The following is a 20,319-nucleotide window of genomic DNA, read 5'->3' on the forward strand; positions in this document are numbered from 1 at the left end:
TCGACGTGCACTTCCAGTGGATGCGCGACAACAACATCGACACGGCGGCCCTGCAGCGGTTCGACCCGACCGGCGGCGAGGGCCCGATCCGCGACGCGGTGACCGCGCACGTCCGGCCGGCCGCGGAGGCCACTGGTTCAAGGCGCGCGGCTGTTACGTGATCGGCGGCGTCCCCACCCACTGGCGGCTGGGGATCGAGGACTCGCGGCAGGGCTTCGGCAACGTCTACCGGTCGTTCGACATGATCTCGCCGTGGATGGTCGGCCGGATCGGCACCCCAGCGGACACGGATCGCTTCCACACCAACGTGAACACACCCGACCAGGCTGAGTGCAACGCGCGCGGGATCGACTACCAGCCGTGCGTGCTTCCGGGCGATGTCGGGTCGCGGCAACGGTTGCACGGCGACTTCATGTGGCGGCAGTTCTACAACATGGTCCGCCTTGGCGCGCAGGGCATCTACATCTCGATGTTCGACGAGTTCGACGAGGGCAACCAGATCTGCAAGACCGCCGAGACGCAGGCCGACGTGCCGGTCGGATCCGGCTACCTCGCGCCGGACGAGGACGGCACCCGCTGCTCCGCCGACTACTACATGAGGCTGACCGGCGACGGCGGCAGGATGCTCAAGGGCCTGATCGCGCTGACCGCGATCAGGCCCACCCCGCCGTGGGTCGGCGATCCTCCCACCCCGGACGTCGACCTGGCTGCCGGACGCCCCACGACGCAGAGTTCGCAGACCCAGCACTACGGCAGCGGTCTCGCCGTCGACAGCGATCCGCACTCCTACTGGGAGAGCGCGAACAACGCCTTCCCGCAGTGGATCCAGGTCGACCTCGGGGCGGCGCACGCCGGCCGCAGGGCCGTGCTCGCGCTCCCGCCGAACCCCGCGTGGGGCCGGCGCACCCAGACCGTGACGATCGAGGGCAGCACGAACGGCCAGTCGTTCATCCCGCTCGCCGGGCCCGCCGGGTACGTCTTCGACCCCGCGACCGGCAACTCCGCCACGGCCGCGCCGCCCGGCACCCAGGTCCGGTACGTCCGGCTCACCTTCACCGGGAACACGGGCTGGCCCGCGGGTCAGCTGTCGGGAGTGCGGCTCCACACCTGATCAGGCGGCTTCTCGCCGGATGGGCGCTGTACAACTAGAACGTGTTCTAGGTAATCTGCACCACATGATCGCCACAGTGGTGTGGGGCACCGGCAACGTCGGCCGTGCCGCCATTCGCGCCGTCGATGCCCATCCGGCGCTGAAGCTGACGGCCGTGGTCGTCCACAACCCGGAGAAGGTCGGCCGCGACGCGGGCGACCTCGCGGGGATCGAGCAGGAGCTCGGAGTCGCGGCCACGAACGACATCGACGCGGTACTCGCCACGAGTCCGCGCGCCGTGGTGTACGCCGCGTCGGGTGACATCCGGCCGGACGACGCGCTGGCCGACATCACGAAGGCGATCCGCGCGGGCGCGGTGGTCGTCACGCCGTCGCTGTACGCGCTGTACGACCCCCGCAGTGCGCCACCTGAACTTCGAGAACCGGTTCTAGCCGCCATCAAGGAGGGCGGCGGGTCGCTGTTCGTCTCCGGCGTCGACCCGGGCTGGGGCAACGACGTGCTGCCGTTGCTGATCAGCGGGCTCGGCCACACCGTCGACGCGGTGCGCTGCCAGGAGATCTTCGACTACTCGACCTACGACCAGCCCGACGCGGTGCGGTGGCTGATCGGGTTCGGACAGCCGCTCGACTACCAGGCGCCGATGCTGATGCCGACGGTGCCGACCATGGTGTGGGGCGGGCAGATCCGGTTGATGGCCAGGGCGTTCGGGGTCGAGATCGACGAGATCCGCGAGACCGTCGACCGGCGCGCGCTCGACGAGACGGTCACGACGCGGACCATGGGCGAGTTCGAGAAGGGCACCCAGGGCGCGATCCGGTTCGAGGTGCAGGGCATCGTGAACGGTGAGCCGCTCATCGTCATCGAGCACGTGACACGCATCCACAACTCGTGTGCGACGGACTGGCCGATGCCCCCGTCCGGCGACGGCACGCACAAGGTGATCATCGAGGGCCGGCCGCGCATCGAGGTCTCGGTCGAGTCCGCCGACGAGGGCGAGAACCGGTCCGCGGGCGGCAACGCGACCGCCGTCGGCCGCATCGTGAACGCCATCGACTGGCTCGCCGAGGCCGAGCCGGGACTCTACGACGCGCTCGACGTCCCGCTGCGCGCCGCGGCCGGCAAACTCGGAAGGAGCAAGCCGTGAACATCGACATCCCCGAGGGCAAGGATCCCATCGGATACGTGTGGGGCGAGCTCGTGCCGGGCATCGGCATGGCCGCCGCGAACCTCTCGCTGGCCGTGTACCAGCACACCACGCTGGGGCTGCGCGAGTTCGAGGCGGCGCGGCTGCGGATCGCGCAGATCAACGGCTGCATGTTCTGCCTCGACTGGCGGACCGAACGCGACGGCGTGAAGGTCGAGGACGGCTTCGTCGACGCGGTGACCCAGTGGCGCACCACCGACGCCTTCGACGACCGGGCGAGGCTGGCCGCGGAGTACGCCGAGCGGTACGCACTGGATCACCACGGTCTCGACGACGAGTTCTGGTCGCGCATGACCCGGCACTACAGCCAGGTGGAGATCGTGGAACTCACGATGAGCATCGGGGCCTGGCTCGTGTTCGGCAGGTTGAACCGGGTGTTCGGCCTCGACGCCCTGTGCGTGCTACCGAAGTTCTGACGTCCACACCGGACTCAGAGATCGGTGGCGATGATCTTCTCGATGTTCCTCTCGGCCAGCGCCGTGATCGTGACGAACGGGTTCACGACGGTGGTGCCGGGGATCAACGACCCGTCCATCACGTACAGGCCCGGATAACCGTGCAGGCGCCCGTAGTTGTCGGTGGCCTTGTTCAGGACCGCGCCGCCGAGCGGGTGGTACGTCAGGTGGTCGCCCCAGATCTTGTAGACGCCGAAGAGGTCGGTCCGGTAGATCGTCCCCTCCTTTGAGTTGATCCTGTCGAAGATGGACTTGGCGGCGTTGATCGAGACCTCCTTCCACGCCGTCTGCCAGTTCAGGTCGACCTTGCCCGCGGCGGGGTTCCAGGTGAACTGGGCGCGGTTCGGGGTCTTCGTGATCGACAGGTAGAACGACGCGTAGGTCTCGATGCCGGTCGGCAGCGGTGCCACCTCGGCGAAGGCGCCGCCCGCCGCCCAGTTGTCGATGCCCAGGGTGGGGATGGACGACTGCAGCTTGCCGGTCGGGTCCCACATGTGGTTCGCGCGGCCGCACATGACGTTGCCGTTGTCGCCCCAGCCCCTGCCGACCTCGCCGTTCAGGTTCGGCAGGGCGCCCGTGGCCTTGAGCTTGACCAGGAGCTTGCTCGTGCCGACGCTGCCCGCCGCGAAGAACACCTTCGCCGCGGTCACCTCCTTGACCGCGATCGGGTCGCCATTGGTGTTGAGCTGCTCGATGGTGACCTTGTAGCCGCCCGTCGCCGGGACGACCGAGACGACCCGGTGCAGCGGCGAGATGGTGACGCGCCCGGTCGCCCTGACCTTGCTGAGATAGGTCTTCTGCAACGACTTCTTGCCGTAGTTGTTGCCGTAGAGGATCTCTCCCACCAACGCCGACTTCGGCGCCGTGCCGGCCGCCTCCTGCTCCATGTAGTTCCAGTCGTACACCGTGGGCACGAAGACGTACGGGAAGTTCGACCGCTGGGCGTGCTTCCGGCCCACACGCGAGTACTGGTAGGCCTCGGTCGTCTCGAACCAGGCCGAGCGGATCATGTTGACCCCGAGCTCGGCATTGGCGCGGGGGTAGTAGGTGCCGTACATCTCGTCGGGGTTCACCGTCGGCAGGACGTCACCGAAGTACTCGCGTTTCGGCGTGACGGCCATGCCGCCGTTGACGAGCGAGCCGCCGCCGACGCCGCGTCCCTGATAGACGGTGATGCCGGCGAACTCCTCCGCGTCGAGGATGCCGGTGTAGCGCGGGATCGCCTTGTCGATCGGGAAGCCCAGGAAGTTGCTGAGCGGTTGTTTCGTCTTGGTGCGCAGCCAGAAGGACCGCTGGTCCGGGGTGGTGGTGTTGGCGAAGATCTTCCCGTCCGCGCCTGGGGTGTCCCACGCCATGCCCATCTCGACCATGTGGACGTCGACACCGGCCTGGGCGAGACGCAGGGCCGCCACGCTTCCGCCGTACCCGGTGCCGATCACCAGGGCGGGAACCACCGCCGCGTCCGCGATCGACGCCGCCGCCTGTGCCACCGGCGTGACGCCACCGAGCGCGACAGCTCCAATAATAGAACCTGTTCCAGCTATAAACGAACGTCGTGAAGGACCCTTCAAACCGTTGTCACACGTCATTGTGTGGGTCATGTGATCTTCCTCACTGTGGGCGCATGAGAACAAGTTATACCTGCGGTTGGAGATCAAGTCACTACCTGGCAGGACCGGTTCGCCCAGGTGCGCGGCGCAGGTGAGGGTCCTGGCGGCTGGATTCGGGTCCTCGAAGGACAGCGCGACACCGGCCGGTGGCAGAGCGATCTGAGAGCGCGCTCGGTTCCACACCCCTGCCGAAATTGAGTGGAACGGTGCGGCGCCAGGCCGTTACGTTCCTGCCGGACTGATCCCTGGGTTAGGACGTGCCGTTGTACACCGTTTGAGTTTTCCCGAGCGCTGGTCTTCGTTGCGCGCCGCTCTCTGAGCAGCGCGCTCCCCTTGCTGCGGATTTCTCACCGAACGGTGTACCTCTGTGCTCTCCACCTGGGCCGTCGTGCCCACCTGTCTTCCCCTCGTCCGCCGTCGTTGCCACGTGTGCTCCGCCGACCGCTTCCGGGCGAGCGGCAAGTTCCGCGTCAACGCCAACCACAAGGTCCTCGACGCCTGGCTCCTCGTGCTCTGCACGGGCTGCGGGGACACGGCCAAGCTCACGATCTTCGAACGAACTCACGTCCGCACGGTGCGGCCCGCCTTGCTGGAACGGTTGCACGCCAACGACCTCTCACTGGTCGCGGAACTGCTGCAGGACACCGTTCTCCAGCGCCGCAACCACATCTCCCTCGACTGGGAGGGTGCGTGGCGGCTCGACACCGGCGGGTCCGATCACCTGGACCAGGAGGTGGTCGACGTGTCGGTCCGTTTCACGGCACGGATCCCGGTCCGGCCGGTGCGGCTGATCGCGGACGCGTGCGGGCTGTCGCGCGGTGAGGTCGAACGGCTGATCGCCGAAGGGAAGGTCGTGTCGGCGATCCGGTTGACCGGCAAGGTCTCCGGCGACTTCACCTTCACGCTCAAGCGCTGAACGAGCGCGTCAACGCAGCCAGTACGGCGGCCACGCCCGGTGGGTCGGGCGGGTCGCCGTACGTCGCGGCGTGGATCTCGCGGTGGAGACCCACGAGTTCGGTGGCGTGCACGTCCGGGCGCCGGTGCGCCTGCAACCCCAGCCCGGCCAGGATCGCCACGCCCGCGCCGGCGGCCACGAGTGCCTGCACCACCACCATGTCGTCGCTGTGCGAGGCGATGCGCGGTGCGAAGCCCTCGCTCCGGCAGACGGTCTCCAGTTCCACCTGGCACGCGTCGCACCCGCCGATCCACGCCGAGTGCCGGTGGTGCGCGAGGCTGTCGTCCGGCCGCGTGCTGATCAGGTAGATCGGATCGTCACCGAGGTGGACGAAGCGGAACCCCTCCTCCACGGGCGTGCCGGAACACGACGGCGACCTCGGCCTCGCCGTGCCGCAGCATCGCCAGCGCGTCGACCGGATGCCGTTCGAAGAGGCTCAGTTCGAGTCCGGGGTGCTCCCGGGCCAGCGCGGCGGCCGCCCTGGGAACGATCGTGGCGGCCGTGGAGGCGTTGGCGGCCACCCTGACCCGGCCGGACTGCAGGCCGACCTGGGCCGCGAGTTCGGTGGTGGCGGCGTCGACCCGTCCGACGATCTCGGAGGCTCTTCTGGCGAGCAGCTGCCCTTCGGACGTGAGGCGGATGCCGCGGCCGATCCGTTGCACGAGCTTCACTCCCGTGGCCGCCTCCAGCCTCGCCAGGTGGTGGCTCACCGACGGTTGCGAGTAGTGCAGCTGCTTCGCGGCCTCCGTCACCGAGCCGTGCCGGGCCACCGCCGCCAGCACCTTCAGGTGCACCAGGCTGAGCATTCATCAAGGCTATCAATGAGTTGAGCGCACTTTTGGCATTGGACGTCATGGGTCAGGCGAGCCAGGCTGGGTTCATGACCAAGGTGACGTGCGACCTCTCGATCTCTCTCGACGGCTACGCGGCGGGGCTCGGCCAGTCCGAGGACCGTCCGTTCGGTGACGACGGCGGCGACGGCTGGGGCAGCGAGCTGCACGCGTGGTTCGAGGACCCGGCCGAGCAGCGGTGGCAGATGGACCGCATGGCCGAGACCAAGGCGTTCATCATGGGCCGCAACATGTTCGGCCCGGTCCGCGGCTCCTGGGACCGCCAGTGGAACGGCTGGTGGGGCGACAACCCGCCGTACCACGGCCCGGTCTTCGTGCTCACCCACCACCCGCGCGAACCTCAGCCGATGGAGGGCGGCACGACGTTCCACTTCGTGACCGAGGGCATCGCGGCGGCGTTCAAGCTCGCCCGCGAGGCGGCCGGGAACGGCAACATCTCCATCCACGGCGGTGCCGCCACGATCAACCAGTACCTGACCGCGGGCCTGATCGACGAGCTCCGGCTGCGGATCGTGCCGATCACGCTCGGCGCCGGGTCGCGGCTGTTCGACGGCGTTCCCGGGCTGAACCTCGAACAGGTCGAGTCCCGCGCAGGGGCCTCCTTCACGCACGTGACGTATCGCGTCGTGCGCTGAATGGCCTCTTGATCGCTCCACATCGTCAGGCCAAGGTGAGGAACGTTCAGGTACCTGAACACCTCGGAAGCCGACGGCGTCAGACGAGGAGCACGAATGCGGAAACGCACGACGATCGTCCCTCTGCTAGCCCTCCTGAGCCTGGTCCTCCCCGCACCCGCCACCGCCCAGCCGGGCGGCACGGTGGTCTCCGGGCAGGCCAGGTTCCAGATCCTGTCCCCCACCCTGGTCCGTTCCGAATTCGCCGGGGACCGCCGCTTTGAGGACCAGGGCACTTACAACGTTGTAAATCGCACCTTCCCCCGCACGGCCTACACCTCGCGCGTGCAGGACGGCTGGCTGACCATCACCACGTCGGCCATGACCCTGCGGTACCGGGTGGGGTCCGGGCCGTTCCGCGCGGACAACCTCGAGATCAGGACGGCCGGCACGACCGCGTCCCCGTGGCGGCGGGTGGTCTGTGCGACCGGGCAGCTCTGCGAGGCGGAGGACCAGCAACGGGAAGGCCTGCTGGTCGCGGCCGATCATCCCGGCCATACCGGTGCGGGATTCGTCGCCGGGTTCTCCTACACCAACAACGGGATCACGGCGACGGTGCGTGCTTCCAGCGCGGGCAGGCACCGGCTGGTCGTGAAGTACGCGAACGGGCGGGGTGGCGACGGCAAGCACGAGAACCGCACGCTCGGACTCGCCGTCGACGGGCAGGCTCCACGCCAGATCACCCTGCCCGCGACCGCCGACTGGGGTGCCTGGCAGCAGGTGTCCACGGACGTCGACCTGTCCGCGGGCGAACACCGCGTCTCCCTGACGCGCGGTGCCGCCGATTCGGGCAATGTCAACGTTGACAGCCTTGCTCTGCTCACCGGCGACCAGTCGTACCCCGGTGTGCGAGCGGTGGACGACTGCCGGTTCGGCACGAGCTGCGAGGCCGAGAACGGCCTGGTCACCGGTGCGGCGAAGATCGCCGTCGAGCACGCCGGGTTCGCGGGCACCGGGTTCGTCGCCGAACTCGTCGGGGGCACGCGGCTGAGCCAGCGCGTGACCAGCGTTCCGGCGGCGGGCACGTATCCCGTGGTGCTGCGCTATGCCAACGGTGTCGGCGGCGACGGCAAGCACGAGGCCGGACGGTGCTGATCAACGGTCAGGCGGTCAGCTTGCCCGTCACGGCGAACTGGGCCACGTGGGCCACCGCGACGGCACAGGTGTCCTTGCCGGCGGGCACTTCCGACCTCACCGTCACGTGCCCGGACGCGGGTTGCCACGTCAACCTGGACACCGTCGGCATCAACAACACGGTCCAGCACCTGGCACTCGGCGGCTACCGGCGTTCGCTCGACGGCTACACCGGCAACAGCGGTGATCCCCAGCTGACGCCCGGCCTGATGTACCGCGACGGCTGGTACCTGCTGGACGACACGACTTCCGCTCTGCGCAACGGGACTCCGCGCGTGGATCGGGGCGCGCAGCCGTACCAGGACGGCTACGTGTTCGGCTACGGCCAGAACCACAAGGCTGCGCTCGGTGATCTCACGGCGCTGACCGGTGGGCCGAAGTTGTTGCCGCGCTGGGCTTATGGCGTCTGGTACTCCGAGTACATCGACCGGACCGCCGCCGACTACCGCGACCGGATCCTGCCGGCGTTCCGGCAGCACGGCGTGCCGCTGGACGTGCTGGTGGTCGACACCGACTTCAAGGGGCACAACCTGTGGAACGGCTGGCGCATGGACCAGACGAAGTTCCCCGACCCGCAGGGCTTCCTCGACTGGGCGCACGGTGAAGGCCTGCACAGCACGCTCAACATCCACCCCAGCATCCAGGGCGACGACCCCGACTTCGCTCGCGCGCAGGCCACCGCGAAGGGCAAGCTGGCCAAGGGTTCCTGCACGAACTGCTACGTGTTCGACTGGGGCGACCCCGACCAGCTGCGCGCCTACCTGGAGCTGCACCGGAAGATGCCGACCGACTTCTGGTGGCTCGACTGGTGTTGCGACGGCTCGGGTTCGTCGCTGCGCGGGGTCACGCCCGACTCGTGGATCAACGAGCAGTACGCGAAGATCGGCGCGTTCGCGTTCTCGCGCGGGTTCGGCTCGCTGCAGGCGGGCGGGTACAGCGGCTCCGGGCCGTTGCCGACCGGTCCGTGGGCGGAGAAGCGCTCGACCCTGCACTTCACCGGTGACACGTCGTCGACGTGGGGCACGCTGAAGGCCACCATCGGGTACACCTCGGCCGAGGGCGTGGCGACCGGCATGTCGAACATCAGCCACGACATCGGCGGCCACAACGACACCACCGGGCTGCGCGGGTCGGAGACCTACCTCGACAACGGCCAGGTCCGCTACACCACCAAGATGCCGGACGACATGTACGCGCGGTGGGTGCAGCTGGGCGCGTTCCAGCCGATCACGCGGCTGCACAGCAACCACGGCGACCGGCTGCCGTGGCAGTACGGGGCGGCCGCGCAGGCGTCGGCCACGAAGTTCCTGAACCTGCGCGAACGGCTCGTGCCGTACATCTACTCGCTGGCCGAGCAGGCGAACCGGACCGGCGTGCCGATCCAGCGGCCGGCTTGGCTCGAGTACCCGGGCAGTCCGGAGGCCTACTCCACTGTGGACAGCCAGTTCCTGCTCGGGCCGGACGTGCTGGTCGCGCCGATCACGACGCCCGGCGACACCGGTTCGACGCGCGTCTGGTTCCCGCCGGGGCAGTGGACCGACTACTTCACCGGGCAGGTCTACCAGGGCAACACCTGGGCGACCGTCAGCGCGGGCCTGGACGCCATGCCGGTGTTCATGCGAGCGGGCGGCATGGTGGTGGAGCGGTCGGAGAACGTGGCCAACGACGTGCAGAACCCGGCCGGTCCGCTGACCGTGCACGTGACGGCCGGCGCCAAGGGCGAGTTCACGCTGTACGAGGACGGCGGGCGCACGCGGATCATCCAGCACGGCGACACGGTCGTCCTGCTGTCCGGCAAGGTGTCCAAGCGGGACTGGAAGTTCGTCGTGCACAAGGCGGACGGGTCCAGCCACGTCGTGCAGGCGCGCAACTCGCCGGCGGTGGTCAGTCTTCGGGCACCCAGGTGAGCAGCCTGACCTTCGCGACGGTGCGGACGTGTTTCCGCATCGCCGCGGCGGCCTTCTTCGCGTCCCCCGCGGCGATGGCCTCGTAGATCGCCGTGTGCTGCGCCAGTGACCGGGACGGGCGCCCCGGCTGGCGCAGCGACTCGGTGCGGCTCTCGGTGATCTGCTGGGCGATGGTCTTCATGAACTCGGCCAGCAGCGAGCTGTGCGCGGCGGCGGTGACGGCGGCGTGGAAGCGGCGATCCCCTTCCACGCCGTTGTCGCCGCCGTCGATCTCGTCGCGCATGAAGTCCAGCGCCTCGCGGATGGTCTCCAGCTCGGCGTCGGTGCGGCGTTCGGCGGCGAGCTCGGCGAGCTTGGTCTCCAGTGCCTCGCGGGCCTCCAGCACCTCGGGGAGGCGCTTGCGGCGTTCGACGAGCTGCTCGACCGGTTCGACGTCGAGGGTGTCGCGGACCAGGTACGTGCCGCCGCCGTGCCGTGCCTCGACCAGGCCCTGGACCTCCAGGACCACGATCGCCTGCTTGATGGACGCGCGGCTCACGCCGAGGCTCGCGGCGAGGTCGCGTTCGGCGGGCAGCCTGTCCCCCGCGCTCAGGCCCGCCTCGACCACGTGCGCGCGCAGGCGTTCGAGCACCTGCTCGTACAGGCGGGACTTGACCATGGGCCGCAGTGCCTCGGACATCGTCCCAGGATAACCGGTCAAGTGGCTCAGCCACTAGGCCACCTCTTGACAGCGGCTGGACCGTGGGCGGAAAGTGGCTGAACCACTTGGCCACTGAGCCAGCTCAGGCCATCCACCCGGACAGCCCCAACGACGGGAGCCCTGCATGTCCGCCGAACTGATCTCGATACTCGTGCTGGTCGTGGTGTTCCTCATCGCCACGACCAGGTCGATCAACATGGGTGCGCTCGCCTTCGCCGCGGCCTTCGGGGTCGGCACGCTGGTGGCGGACATGAAGACCGACGACATCTTCAAAGGCTTCCCCGGCTCGTTGTTCGTCGTGCTGGTCGGGGTGACGTTCCTGTTCGCCATCGCCCGCGCCAACGGCACCACGGACTGGCTGGTGCACATGGCGATCCGGCTGGTCGGCGGGCGGATCGCGTTGATGCCGTGGGTGATGTTCGCGATCACCGGCGTGCTGACGGCGATCGGCGCGGTGAGTCCGGCGGCGGTCGCGATCGTGGCACCGATCGCGATGGGGTTCGCGGCCAAGTACCGGATCAGCCCGTTGCTGATGGGCGTCATGGTCGTGCACGGCGCGCAGGCCGGCGGGTTCTCCCCCATCAGCATCTACGGCACGATCGTCAACGGCATCGTGGCGAAGGAAGGCTTGCCGGGCAACGAGATCGTGCTGTTCCTGGCCAGTCTCGTGGTGAACCTGCTGATCGCCGCCGTGGTGTTCGTGGTGCTGGGCGGCATGAAGCTCGCCAGGCAACCGCTGGAAGCGCCCGCGCTGGCCCGCACCGGTGGTGGTGACGACGCGCTCGGCGGCGGAGTCGGCGACGACGACACCCGGGACGTGACCGACGTGGCGGAAGAGCGCGTCGCCCTGACCGCGCCCCGCATCGCGACCCTCCTCGGTCTCGCCGCTCTCGTGATCGCCGCGCTGGTGTTCGACCTCGACGTCGGCCTCGCCGCGATCACGGTGGCCGTGCTGCTCAGCGTGGTGTGGCCGGAGACGTCCAAGCAGGCGATCACCCAGATCACGTGGCCGACGGTGCTGCTGATCTGCGGCATCCTCACCTACGTCGCGGTGCTGCAGACGATGGGCACGATCAAGTGGGCGGGCGACTCGGTCGCCGGTGTCGGCGCTCCGCTGCTCGCCGCCCTGCTGATCTGCTACATCGGCGCGATCGTGTCGGCGTTCGCCTCGTCCGTCGGCATCATGGGCGCGCTGATCCCGCTGGCCGTGCCGTTCCTGCTGCTGGGCGAGGTCAGCGCGATCGGCCTGATCGCGGCTCTGGCGGTGTCGGCGACCGTGGTGGACGTGAGTCCGTTCTCCACCAACGGCGCCCTGGTGCTGGCCGGCGCGCAGGACGTCGACCGCGACAAGTTCTTCAAGCAACTGATGGTCTACGGCGGGATCATGGTCGCGGCGGCACCGCCGCTGGTCTGGCTCGCCCTCGTCGTCCCGGGAATCTGGTGACCTTGATGTTCGCTCTGCAGTCCGACCGCGTCGCCCTCCGCTTCGGCGACCGGACCCTCACCCACGCCGAGCTCGGCGCCTGCGCCGGAGCTCTGGCACAGCAGCTGTCCGGCCTGCCTCGCGTGGCGATCTGGGCGACCCCGGCCATCGAGACGTGCGTCGCGGTGGTCGCGGCCCTGCTCGCCGGGGTGCCCGCCGTGCCGCTCAACCCGAAGGTCGGCGAACGCGAGCTCGCGCACATCGTGGCGGACAGCGCGCCCGCCGCGGTGCTCGCCGCTCCGGGCGTCGGGCTCCCCGCGGGCCTGCAGCCGGTGCCCCGCCTGGACGTCACGCTCGGCGGCGGGGTCGCCGCGCCGTTCGCCGATCCCGGTGGCGAGGCTGCGGCGTTGATCGTCTACACCTCGGGCACCACCGGCGCGCCCAAGGGCGTCGTGCTGCCGCGCCGGGCGATCGTGTCCACTTTGGACGCGGTCGCGGAGGCCTGGGAGTGGACCCCGGACGACGTGCTGGTGCACGCGTTGCCGTTGTTCCACGTGCACGGGCTGATCCTCGGCGTGCTGGGCCCGTTGCGACGGGGTGGCACGGTGCACCACCTCGGCAGGTTCTCCACCGACGCGGTCACGCGGGCGCTGGACGGTGACGGCACGATGATGTTCGGCGTTCCGACGATGTACCACCGCATCGCGGAAGAGGTGGGCGACGACCTGAAGCTCGCCAACGCGTTGAGCGGTGCGCGGTTGCTGGTGTCGGGCTCGGCGGCGTTGCCGGTGCGCGACCACGAACGGATCGCCGCCGCGACCGGGCAGCGCGTGGTCGAGCGGTACGGGATGACCGAGACGCTGATGAACACCAGCGTCCGCGCGGACGGCGACCGCAGGCCGGGCGCGGTCGGCGTGCCGCTGCCGGGCGTCGAGGTGCGGCTGGTCGACGACGCCGGGCAGACGCTTGCCGAGGTCGGTGCGATCGGTGAGATCCAGGTGCGCGGGCCGAACCTGTTCACCGAGTACCTCAACCGGCCTGACGCCACCGCCGAGGCGTTCGCGGACGGCTGGTTCCGCACCGGCGACGTGGGCACGCGCGACGAGGACGGCTACTACCGCATCGTCGGGCGCAAGGCGACGGACATCATCAAGAGCGGCGGCTACAAGATCGGTGCCGGCGAGATCGAGAACGCCCTGCTGGAACACCCCGGGGTGAAGGAGGTCGCGGTGACCGCCGAGCCCGACGACGACCTGGGCGAGCGGATCGTCGCCTGGGTCGTGCCCGCCGGGCCGGAGCCGTCCCCGGACGAGCTGGCCGACCACGTGGCACGGCTGCTCACCCCGCACAAGCGGCCTCGGGTGGTGCGGTTCGTGGAGTCGTTGCCGCGCAACGACATGGGCAAGGTGATGAAGCGTGCCCTGCGGGCGTGAGTCGGCCCGTGAGGTGATCGGGCGGGTGGCGTCGTCGTTCGCCGAGCTGCCGGACGACCTGGGTCCCTCGGCCGGCGACGGACCGCTCGGCTGGCCGGGCTACGGCGACCAGCTCGCGCGAGCGGCCGCCTCGACCGGTGAGGACGAGTCCGTGGTCTGCGGGGTCGCGGAGATCGGCGGCGTCACGACGGTGGTGGTGGCGTTCGAGTTCGGGTTCCTCGGCGGCTCACTGGGAACCCGCACCGGCGCGCGCATCGAGCAGGCCTTCACGCACGCCCGCGAACTCGGCCTGCCGGTGGTCTCGCTGGTCGCGACCGGCGGCAGCCGCATGCAGGAGGGCACGCTCGCGTTGATGCAGCTGCCCCGGATCGCCCGGCAGCTCACGCTGACCCGTGAGGCCGGGCTGCCGCACATCGCCGTGCTCCGCGATCCCACGACCGGGGGCGGCTGGGCCACGCTCGGGGCGGGCGCGGACGTCGTGCTGGGACTGCGCGGCGCGCAGGTCGGCTTCGCCGGGTCACGGGTGCGGCCGCCGGGGTACTCGGTGACGCAGCAGTTCGCGGCCGGTCTCGTCGACCAGCTCCTGCCGCCGGAGGAGTTGCCCGACCGGCTGGAGCGCTGGCTGCGGCTGCTCACCACGTCCGGCGGCTCTGCCCCCGTGCCACCGGCACTGGGGCAGACCACGTTGCCGAAGACCGGCTGGGACGCGGTGGTGCGCGCCCGCACGCTGGGCCGTCCGCGCGCCAAGGAGTACCTCGCGTCCTACTTCGACTGGCACGAGCCGATCAACGGCGACCGCAGCGGTGGCGTCGATCCCGGAGTGCTGTGCGGGTTCGGGCACCGCGGCGGGCAGACCATCGCCTACGCGGCGCAGTGCGGCACGGCGACCCGGCCTGCGGGGTTCCGCACGGCGGCCCGGCTCGTCCGGCTGGCGGACCGGCTGGGAGTTCCGGTGCTGACTCTCGTGGACACACCGGGTGCGGCCAACGACGAGGCCGCCGAGAAGGCCGGGGTGGGCGCCGCGATCGCCGACATGTTCACCGCGATCGCGGCAGCGCGCGTGCCGGTGACGACGCTGGTGATCGGAGAGGGCGGATCTGGTGGCGCGCTGGCGTTCGCCGCACCGGACCGGATGTGGGTGACGCCGGACGGGTACTTCGCGGTGATCTCACCCGAGCTGGCGAACGCCATCCTGAAACGGGACCCGGCGAGGGCGCGGCAGACGGCGGAGGAGTTGCGGTTGCGGCCGCAGGACCTGGTCGAGCTGGGCGTGGCGCAGGGGATCGCCCAGCTCGACCAGTCCGCTGATCAGGCCACGGCCAGGTAGAGGAAGGCCAGAAGCGAACTCGGGACGCAGATGGTCACGAGTCCGACCACGCCGTAGAACGGCTCCTTCTTCTTCAGCATGGCGCCCAGCGCACCGACACCGGCGAGCACGGACGCGACGAACAACACCAGAACGACGTACGACATGTGAGGTCCTCAGGTCAGGGGTGGGTGGAGTCGGGAGCGGCCGCGTGCGGCGGTGCCCGGCTCGAACGGTGACCTGAGGGCGTTGCTTCTAGGTACTGGGCGGCAACCACGACAACGACAGTGACGATCGTGGAGTCAGACGCCCTCAACCGCACTGGAGGCGCCCGATGACCCCCACGACCACCCGCCGCACGCGAACCTGGCCCTTCCACCTCGCAGCTCTCGCGCTGCTGACAGCGGGCCTGCTCGTGCCGCACGCCTTGCTCGTTGCCGCCGGACTGCTCCTGGCGGGCTCGGTGGCGCTCAGGCCACGCGCGGGACGGTGAACACGCGCAGGAAGGTGCCGAGCAGCTTGCGGTCGCCGGTCAGCTCCACCGTTCCGTCCCGCATCGAGCTGACGATCGCGCGGTAGGACGCCAGTTCGTCGTCGCCGAGTTCCACGGTGATGGTCAGGTCGGGCCCTACCGGTGCGGGGCCCAGGCCGGTGAGCAGCTCGCCGTTGTCCACCACCGCGTGCACCACCACGTCGCGGACGTGGATCTCCCACGACGCCGTCAGGCCGGCTGCCTGCGCCGGCTGGAAGACGGCGCGGAGGTTCAGCACCATGCCCTCGGGGGTGACGACGTCGCCTTTCTGCGGCTCGCCCAGTTGCGTCGCGCCCCAGCGGGCCAGCGACAGCAGGGCCGGCTCAAGCGACTGGCCGACGGCGGTCAGCGCGTAGACGACGCCTCGGGCAGGCGCCGGGGCGACCTGGCGCTCCACGATGCCTGCCTGCTCCAGTTCTTTGAGGCGGGTGGCCAGCACGTTCGTCGGGATGCCCGCGAGGCCCGTCTGCAGTTCCGTGTAGCGGCGCGGCCGCACGATGAGGTTGCGCACGATCAGCAACGCCCACCGCTCGCCGACCAGTTCCAGCGCGCGGGCGAGGCCGCAGTACTGGCCGAAATCACGTCGCTTCACAGCCGAACCATAGCGCGCTTGCACATGCGTAGCCAACTGCGCAACACAAAGTTCACTTGCAAAAACGAAGCGACCGGGCTTACCGTCGTCGCACTGCCCTCTCCCGAACTAGAAGGAAGTGCGATGACCGCACTGCTCGATCGCACCGACACGGCCGTGCGGCGGCCGTTCCTGTCACGCGGCGTCGGCTTCGCGGGCATCTCGGCCGCGATGGTCGCGATCCTCGTGGCGGCCGGTGCGCCGACCCCGTTGCTGCCGATCTACCAGCACCAATGGGGGTTCGCGCCGTGGGTGCTGACCCTCGCGTTCGGCATCTACGCCTTCTCGCTGCTGCTCTCGATCCTGGTGATCGGGTCGCTGTCGGACTACGTGGGACGGCGGCCGCTGATGATCGCGGCGCTGGCCGTCGACCTCGTCGCGATGGTGATGTTCCTGGTCGCGCCGAGCATCGGCTGGGTCATCGCCGCACGGGTCGTGCAGGGTGTCGCGACCGGTGCGGCCTCCAGCGCACTCAGTGCCGCCGTCGTCGAACTGGCGCCCGAGCGGTACAAGAAGCTCGGCGCCCAGATGACCAGCATGGCGCCGCTCGGCGGGCTGGCGATCGGCGCGCTCTTCGCGGGTCTGCTGGCGGAGTTCGCCTCCGACGCGACCTTCGAGGTGTGGCTGGTGCTCGCCGTGGTCATGGCCGCCGGAACGGTCTTCGCTGTCTTCACGCCGGAGACCGCGACGCGCAAGCCGGGCGCCGTGGCCTCGCTGAACCCCCGCATCGCCCTGCCCGTCCAGGTGCGCAGGCTCTACTGGACGTCGGTTCCGGGCATCGTCGGCGGGTTCATGACGATGACGGCGTTCATGGGACTCGTGCCCGCGCTGCTGGTCGCCGTGTTCTCCGTGCAGAGCCCGATCGTCGGTTCGCTGCTGGCCTTCGTCGCGCTCGGAGCGTCCACTGTGGCCTCCGCGTTCTCCAGTGGTGTCAAGGCGCCGCGGCTGCGGCTCGGCGGCACGATCGCGATGGTCGCCGGAGCCGTGCTGTTCGTCGGCAGCATCGGCGCCACGTCGCTTCCCCTGCTCTGGGCCGCCGCGATCGTGGGTGGCGCCGGGATCGGCGCGTCGTTCGCCGGCACCACCCGCGGGCTCGTGCCCGAGGTCGCACCACACGAGCGCGCCGGGCTGTTCACCGCGATCTTCTTCGTCGGCTACCTCGCGATGGGCAGCTCGGCGATCATCGCGGGACTGTTCGTCGGTGTCGTCGGCGCGACGTCCATGGCGATCGGCTACGGGATCGTCGTCGCGATCGTGACGTTGATCAGCGTGGTCGCGATGGTGCGGGTCAACCGGAGCTGATCCGGTCGGCGTGGACGTGCGTGCGCACCCCCTGCGGGTCGAACAGGATCAGCAGTTCGACCGCACCGCCGTCCGCGCTGCCCAGCCAGTGCGGCTTCGAGGTGTCGAACTCGGCGGCCTCACCGGGCGGCAACGTCAGGTCGAGGTCGTCGAGCACCAGCCGCAACCGTCCATTCAGGACGTAGAGCCACTCGAACCCGTCGTGCGTCTGCAGCGTCGGTTCCAGCGGCTCCGGCACGGCCGGGATGAGCATCTTGAACGACTGCACCCCGCCCGGCCGCCGGGACAACGGCACGAACGTCATGCCGTACTTGTGGATCGGCTTGAGGTGGATGCGCGGATCGCCGGTCCGCGGGGCACCGACGAGGTCGTCCAGCGGCACGTCGTAGACGCGCGACAGCGGTAGCAGCAGTTCCAGGGTCGCCCGGCGCTGCCCGCTCTCCAGTCGGGACAGGGTGCTCTCGGAGATCCCCGTGGTCGTCGCGAGGTCGGCGAGGGTGATGCCGCGGTGCCGGCGCAACGTCCGCAGCCGCCCGCCCACCCCGTCGAGAACGTCTTCGGTTTCGCGGTTCACGAGCCCGAGCTTGCCACACTGGCAAGTTTCCGTGCCGGATCCAGCAACCTCCGCCCAAGCTGGCCGCATGAAACGCCTCGTACTCGCCCTGCTGCTCCTGATCACAGCCTGTGCCACGCCCCAGGAGACCCCGGCGTACGCCGCCGTCACCGAGAACGACCCGGCCTTCCAGAAGACCTTCCGCCACGAGTTCGCCGACGTCGAGGGTGTGCGGATGCACTACGTGACCGGCGGCAGCGGCAGCCCGGTCGTGCTGATCCACGGCTGGCCGCAGACCTGGTACGGCTGGTGGGCGATCATGCCCGCGCTCGCCGAACACCACACCGTCTACGCGCTGGACCTGCCCGGACTCGGCGACAGCACCGGCAAGCCCCAGGGCTACGACAAGGCCACCCTCGCGCGGTACGTCCACGCGCTGACCAGCCGGCTCGGTCTGCGCAACGCCTCCGTCGTCGGTCACGACCTCGGCGCGGCCGTCGCGTTCCAGTACGCCAGCCAGTTCCCCGAGGACACCGCCCGCCTGGGTTACCTCGACCTGCCGCTACCGGGCCCGGCGATCGACGCGCGCACGTACCGCACGCTCAGCTGGCACATCGCGTTCCACTCGCAGCCCCAGGTTCCCGAGGCGATCGTCCAGAACGACGTCCGCGACTACCTCGGACTCTTCTACCCGCAGGTCTCCTACCAGGGCAGCGCGTTCGGCGGCACGTCGACGAAATCCCCGTTCGCGGACAACGAGATCGACGAGTACGCGCGCACCTACGGCTCTGCCATCTCCAACGGTTTCGAGCTGTACCGCGCGCTCGACCAGGACGTCCGCGACACCGAGGCCGCCCGGCCGGTCCGAGCCCCGGCCCTGGTCATGGCCGCGGAGGGCCAGGCCGAGGCGATCAAGGGCACGGCCGCACCGCGGATGACGAACATCGTGCGCGCGCTCGACGTCCCGAAGGCCGGACATTGGCTGGTCGAGGAAAATCCGCAGTTCGTCACAACCGAACTGCTGCGCTTCCTCAGCTGATGACCGGCATGCGGTCGGACCACGGCAGCGCCTCTTCCAGCTGCGCCGCGAGCTTGATCAGCAACGCCTCCCCCGCGAGCGGCGCGACGAACTGCACGCCGAGCGGCAGCCCGTCCGCCGTCCAGTGCAGCGGCAGCGAGAGGGCGGGCCTGCCGGTGATGTTCGCGAGCTGCGTGTACGGCACCCAGCCGAGGTTCTCGCTGATCATGTCGTCGACGATCTTCGTGTGCTTGAGGAACCGGGCCGTGCCGGTCTTGAGCAGCACGTCGGTCGCCCGTTGCAACGACACCGGCAGGTCGAACTGGCCCACCTTGGGCGGCGGGGTCGCGAGCGTCGGCGTCAGCAGCAGGTCGTAGGACTCGAAGTAGGTGCTGAGGCGGCGGGTGTGCTCGTGCCGCCGCTGCACCGCGTCCACGTAGTCGACGCTGCTCGTGGCCCGTCCCAGGGCGGCCATGAGCAGCGTGTCGCGTTCGAACGCGACGTCGGGCGCCCCGGTCAGGCGCTTGGCGTCGGCGACCTTCCACGCGAGGTTCACGAACCACGTCAGCAGGAAGTCCTTGGCCAGCACCGCGTCGTCGAACGGCGCCTGCGGCAGTTCCTCGACGTGGTGGCCGAGGTCGGTGAGCACGCGGACGGCCGACGCGACGGCCGCGACCGCCTCGGGGTGCGGGTCCGGGTTGATCGCCGACGGCACCCGCACGCCGATCCGGAGCCTGCCGGGGGCCTGACCGACGTAGGAGGCGAACGACTCCGGCGGTATCGCGGGCGAGTACGGCCCGGCCGGCTCACCACCGCAGATGACGTCGAGCATCGCGGCCGTGTCGCGGACCGTGCGCGAGACGACGCCCTGCACCGCCGCGCCGTGCATCATCTCGGCGGTCTCCGGCCCGAACGGTGTGAGGCCGCGTCCCGGCTTCAGCCCGACGAGCCCGCAGCAGGCCGCCGGGATCCGGGTCGAGCCGCCACCGTCGTTCGCGCCCGCGCAGGGCACGATCCCGGCGGCGACCGCGGCCGCCGAACCGCCCGACGAACCACCGGGCGTCCGTTCCAGGTCCCACGGATTGCGCGCCGGACCCCAGACGGCCGACTCGCTGATCGCCTTGGCGCCGAACTCCGGCAGGTTGGTCTTGCCGAAGATCACCAGGCCGGCGTCGATCCAGCGCTGGACGACGGTCGAGTGCGCGGCGACCTTCAGCGCCTTCAGCGAGCGCGACCCGTTCGAGGTCGGCAGGCCCGCGTAGTCCTGGCCGAGGTCCTTGATCAGGAACGGCACCCCGGCGAACGGGCCGGTGAGGTCGTCGGACGGTTCGGCCGGAACGTCCCGGACGATCGCGTTGAGCCGCGGGTTGACCTCCGCGGCGCGTTCCCTCGCCACCGCGAGGAGTTCGGCCGCGGACACCTGCCTGTCCGCGACGAGCCGGGCCAGCCCGGTGGCGTCGTACTTCCGGTACTCGTCGAAGTCCACGCGCTCAAGGTAGCTGCTCGACCACGACCACCGT

22 protein-coding genes are annotated in these 20,319 nt (G+C 69.8%); 14 read left to right on the forward strand and 8 right to left on the reverse strand.

Annotated features, from left to right (window positions below; translation table 11 throughout):
- Window positions 1-5 precede the first annotated feature (5 nt).
- The 4 genes from SK571_RS10780 (at window position 6) to SK571_RS10795 (ending at window position 2,731) form a co-directional block, all read left to right on the forward strand.
- The gene (locus tag SK571_RS10780) at window positions 6-161 is read left to right on the forward strand and encodes a hypothetical protein (RefSeq protein ID WP_319983887.1); all 156 of its coding nucleotides are present in this window, start codon (window positions 6-8) and stop codon (window positions 159-161) included.
- The gene (locus SK571_RS10785) at window positions 158-1,111 is read left to right on the forward strand and encodes a discoidin domain-containing protein (protein ID WP_319983888.1); all 954 of its coding nucleotides are present in this window, start codon (window positions 158-160) and stop codon (window positions 1,109-1,111) included. Before SK571_RS10780 ends, SK571_RS10785 begins: the two co-directional genes overlap by 4 nt.
- A gap of 64 nt (window positions 1,112-1,175) precedes the next feature.
- A complete protein-coding gene (locus SK571_RS10790; protein WP_319983889.1) occupies window positions 1,176-2,255 on the forward strand; it encodes an NAD(P)H-dependent amine dehydrogenase family protein in 1,080 nt (359 codons plus the stop codon).
- The gene (locus tag SK571_RS10795) at window positions 2,252-2,731 is read left to right on the forward strand and encodes a carboxymuconolactone decarboxylase family protein (RefSeq protein ID WP_319983890.1); all 480 of its coding nucleotides are present in this window, start codon (window positions 2,252-2,254) and stop codon (window positions 2,729-2,731) included. Before SK571_RS10790 ends, SK571_RS10795 begins: the two co-directional genes overlap by 4 nt.
- 14 nt (window positions 2,732-2,745) lie before the next feature.
- Here SK571_RS10795 and SK571_RS10800 read toward each other — a convergent pair whose 3' ends face one another.
- Entirely contained in the window at window positions 2,746-4,260 is a 1,515-nt protein-coding gene (locus SK571_RS10800) for a GMC oxidoreductase (RefSeq protein ID WP_454780182.1), read from the reverse strand.
- 487 nt (window positions 4,261-4,747) lie between these two features.
- On the opposite strand from SK571_RS10800, the gene SK571_RS10805 reads away from it, so the two are divergent.
- Window positions 4,748-5,296, forward strand: coding sequence for a DUF1062 domain-containing protein (locus tag SK571_RS10805; RefSeq protein ID WP_319983891.1), 549 nt, complete (start codon window positions 4,748-4,750; stop codon window positions 5,294-5,296).
- Here the strand turns inward: SK571_RS10805 and SK571_RS10810 are convergent.
- Both SK571_RS10810 and SK571_RS10815 read right to left on the reverse strand, forming a co-directional pair.
- Window positions 5,286-5,687 carry a LysR substrate-binding domain-containing protein gene (locus SK571_RS10810; protein ID WP_319983892.1) on the reverse strand — a complete coding sequence of 134 codons (402 nt, stop codon included), beginning with the start codon at window positions 5,685-5,687 and terminating at the stop codon, window positions 5,286-5,288. The two genes, SK571_RS10805 and SK571_RS10810, sit on opposite strands and share 11 nt — an antisense overlap.
- Window positions 5,653-6,141 (reverse strand): LysR family transcriptional regulator, encoded by a 489-nt coding sequence (locus tag SK571_RS10815; RefSeq protein ID WP_319983893.1) that lies wholly within the window; start codon window positions 6,139-6,141, stop codon window positions 5,653-5,655. Before SK571_RS10815 ends, SK571_RS10810 begins: the two co-directional genes overlap by 35 nt.
- A 74-nt stretch (window positions 6,142-6,215) precedes the next feature.
- Here SK571_RS10815 and SK571_RS10820 point away from each other — a divergent pair, with 74 nt between their 5' ends.
- The 3 genes from SK571_RS10820 to SK571_RS10830 all read left to right on the forward strand — a co-directional run bounded on the left by SK571_RS10820 (window position 6,216) and on the right by SK571_RS10830 (window position 9,901).
- Window positions 6,216-6,821 (forward strand): dihydrofolate reductase family protein, encoded by a 606-nt coding sequence (locus tag SK571_RS10820; RefSeq protein ID WP_319983894.1) that lies wholly within the window; start codon window positions 6,216-6,218, stop codon window positions 6,819-6,821.
- 96 nt (window positions 6,822-6,917) lie between these two features.
- Window positions 6,918-7,955: a CBM35 domain-containing protein gene (locus SK571_RS10825; RefSeq protein WP_319983895.1), complete on the forward strand. Its 1,038-nt coding sequence runs from the start codon at window positions 6,918-6,920 to the stop codon at window positions 7,953-7,955.
- Window positions 7,949-9,901 (forward strand): TIM-barrel domain-containing protein, encoded by a 1,953-nt coding sequence (locus tag SK571_RS10830; RefSeq protein ID WP_319983896.1) that lies wholly within the window; start codon window positions 7,949-7,951, stop codon window positions 9,899-9,901. Before SK571_RS10825 ends, SK571_RS10830 begins: the two co-directional genes overlap by 7 nt.
- Here the strand turns inward: SK571_RS10830 and SK571_RS10835 are convergent.
- Window positions 9,879-10,580 carry a FadR/GntR family transcriptional regulator gene (locus tag SK571_RS10835; RefSeq protein WP_319983897.1) on the reverse strand — a complete coding sequence of 234 codons (702 nt, stop codon included), beginning with the start codon at window positions 10,578-10,580 and terminating at the stop codon, window positions 9,879-9,881. The two genes, SK571_RS10830 and SK571_RS10835, sit on opposite strands and share 23 nt — an antisense overlap.
- Before the next feature lie 145 nt (window positions 10,581-10,725).
- Between SK571_RS10835 and SK571_RS10840 the strand changes: the two genes are divergently transcribed.
- Genes SK571_RS10840 through SK571_RS10850 form a run of 3 tightly spaced genes read left to right on the forward strand, consistent with a single transcriptional unit; the run spans window position 10,726 to window position 14,784 of the window.
- The gene (locus tag SK571_RS10840; RefSeq protein WP_319983898.1) at window positions 10,726-12,045 is read left to right on the forward strand and encodes an SLC13 family permease; all 1,320 of its coding nucleotides are present in this window, start codon (window positions 10,726-10,728) and stop codon (window positions 12,043-12,045) included.
- 5 nt (window positions 12,046-12,050) lie between these two features.
- On the forward strand, window positions 12,051-13,457 hold the full coding sequence (locus SK571_RS10845) for an acyl-CoA synthetase (RefSeq protein ID WP_319983899.1): 1,407 nt from the start codon (window positions 12,051-12,053) through the stop codon (window positions 13,455-13,457).
- Window positions 13,441-14,784, forward strand: a complete 1,344-nt coding sequence (locus tag SK571_RS10850) for a carboxyl transferase domain-containing protein (RefSeq protein ID WP_319983900.1) — start codon at window positions 13,441-13,443, stop codon at window positions 14,782-14,784. The genes SK571_RS10845 and SK571_RS10850 overlap by 17 nt, the downstream gene beginning before the upstream one ends.
- On the opposite strand, the gene SK571_RS10855 is transcribed toward SK571_RS10850, so the two are convergent.
- A complete protein-coding gene (locus tag SK571_RS10855) occupies window positions 14,766-14,930 on the reverse strand; it encodes a hypothetical protein (RefSeq protein ID WP_319983901.1) in 165 nt (54 codons plus the stop codon). The genes SK571_RS10850 and SK571_RS10855 overlap by 19 nt on opposite strands.
- Window positions 14,931-15,097: 167 nt before the next feature.
- On the opposite strand from SK571_RS10855, the gene SK571_RS10860 reads away from it, so the two are divergent.
- A complete protein-coding gene (locus tag SK571_RS10860) occupies window positions 15,098-15,256 on the forward strand; it encodes a hypothetical protein (RefSeq protein ID WP_319983902.1) in 159 nt (52 codons plus the stop codon).
- Here the strand turns inward: SK571_RS10860 and SK571_RS10865 are convergent.
- A complete protein-coding gene (locus tag SK571_RS10865; protein WP_319983903.1) occupies window positions 15,234-15,887 on the reverse strand; it encodes a winged helix-turn-helix transcriptional regulator in 654 nt (217 codons plus the stop codon). The two genes, SK571_RS10860 and SK571_RS10865, sit on opposite strands and share 23 nt — an antisense overlap.
- Window positions 15,888-16,010: 123 nt before the next feature.
- On the opposite strand from SK571_RS10865, the gene SK571_RS10870 reads away from it, so the two are divergent.
- Window positions 16,011-17,228, forward strand: coding sequence for an MFS transporter (locus SK571_RS10870; protein WP_319983904.1), 1,218 nt, complete (start codon window positions 16,011-16,013; stop codon window positions 17,226-17,228).
- Here the strand turns inward: SK571_RS10870 and SK571_RS10875 are convergent.
- Window positions 17,215-17,802 (reverse strand): helix-turn-helix domain-containing protein, encoded by a 588-nt coding sequence (locus SK571_RS10875; protein WP_319983905.1) that lies wholly within the window; start codon window positions 17,800-17,802, stop codon window positions 17,215-17,217. The two genes, SK571_RS10870 and SK571_RS10875, sit on opposite strands and share 14 nt — an antisense overlap.
- Before the next feature lie 67 nt (window positions 17,803-17,869).
- Between SK571_RS10875 and SK571_RS10880 the strand changes: the two genes are divergently transcribed.
- A complete protein-coding gene (locus SK571_RS10880) occupies window positions 17,870-18,820 on the forward strand; it encodes an alpha/beta fold hydrolase (RefSeq protein ID WP_319983906.1) in 951 nt (316 codons plus the stop codon).
- Here the strand turns inward: SK571_RS10880 and SK571_RS10885 are convergent.
- Window positions 18,813-20,285: an amidase gene (locus SK571_RS10885; protein WP_319983907.1), complete on the reverse strand. Its 1,473-nt coding sequence runs from the start codon at window positions 20,283-20,285 to the stop codon at window positions 18,813-18,815. The two genes, SK571_RS10880 and SK571_RS10885, sit on opposite strands and share 8 nt — an antisense overlap.
- Window positions 20,286-20,319 lie beyond the last annotated feature (34 nt).

The organism is Lentzea kristufekii (assembly GCF_033949925.1).
GTDB lineage: Bacteria > Actinomycetota > Actinomycetes > Mycobacteriales > Pseudonocardiaceae > Lentzea > Lentzea kristufekii.

What these genes read in the sequence shown, in the direction of transcription:
- SK571_RS10880 (WP_319983906.1), top strand. Translation starts at nt 17,870, where the DNA reads ATGAAACGCCTCGTACTCGCCCTGCTGCTCCTGATCACAGCCTGTGCC.
- SK571_RS10845 (WP_319983899.1), top strand. Translation starts at nt 12,051, where the DNA reads ATGTTCGCTCTGCAGTCCGACCGCGTCGCCCTCCGCTTCGGCGACCGG.
- SK571_RS10855 (WP_319983901.1), bottom strand. Translation starts at nt 14,930, where the DNA reads ATGTCGTACGTCGTTCTGGTGTTGTTCGTCGCGTCCGTGCTCGCCGGT.
- SK571_RS10870 (WP_319983904.1), top strand. Translation starts at nt 16,011, where the DNA reads ATGACCGCACTGCTCGATCGCACCGACACGGCCGTGCGGCGGCCGTTC.
- SK571_RS10840 (WP_319983898.1), top strand. Translation starts at nt 10,726, where the DNA reads ATGTCCGCCGAACTGATCTCGATACTCGTGCTGGTCGTGGTGTTCCTC.
- SK571_RS10820 (WP_319983894.1), top strand. Translation starts at nt 6,216, where the DNA reads ATGACCAAGGTGACGTGCGACCTCTCGATCTCTCTCGACGGCTACGCG.
- SK571_RS10860 (WP_319983902.1), top strand. Translation starts at nt 15,098, where the DNA reads ATGACCCCCACGACCACCCGCCGCACGCGAACCTGGCCCTTCCACCTC.
- SK571_RS10825 (WP_319983895.1), top strand. Translation starts at nt 6,918, where the DNA reads ATGCGGAAACGCACGACGATCGTCCCTCTGCTAGCCCTCCTGAGCCTG.
- SK571_RS10790 (WP_319983889.1), top strand. Translation starts at nt 1,176, where the DNA reads ATGATCGCCACAGTGGTGTGGGGCACCGGCAACGTCGGCCGTGCCGCC.
- SK571_RS10815 (WP_319983893.1), bottom strand. Translation starts at nt 6,141, where the DNA reads ATGCTCAGCCTGGTGCACCTGAAGGTGCTGGCGGCGGTGGCCCGGCAC.
- SK571_RS10835 (WP_319983897.1), bottom strand. Translation starts at nt 10,580, where the DNA reads ATGTCCGAGGCACTGCGGCCCATGGTCAAGTCCCGCCTGTACGAGCAG.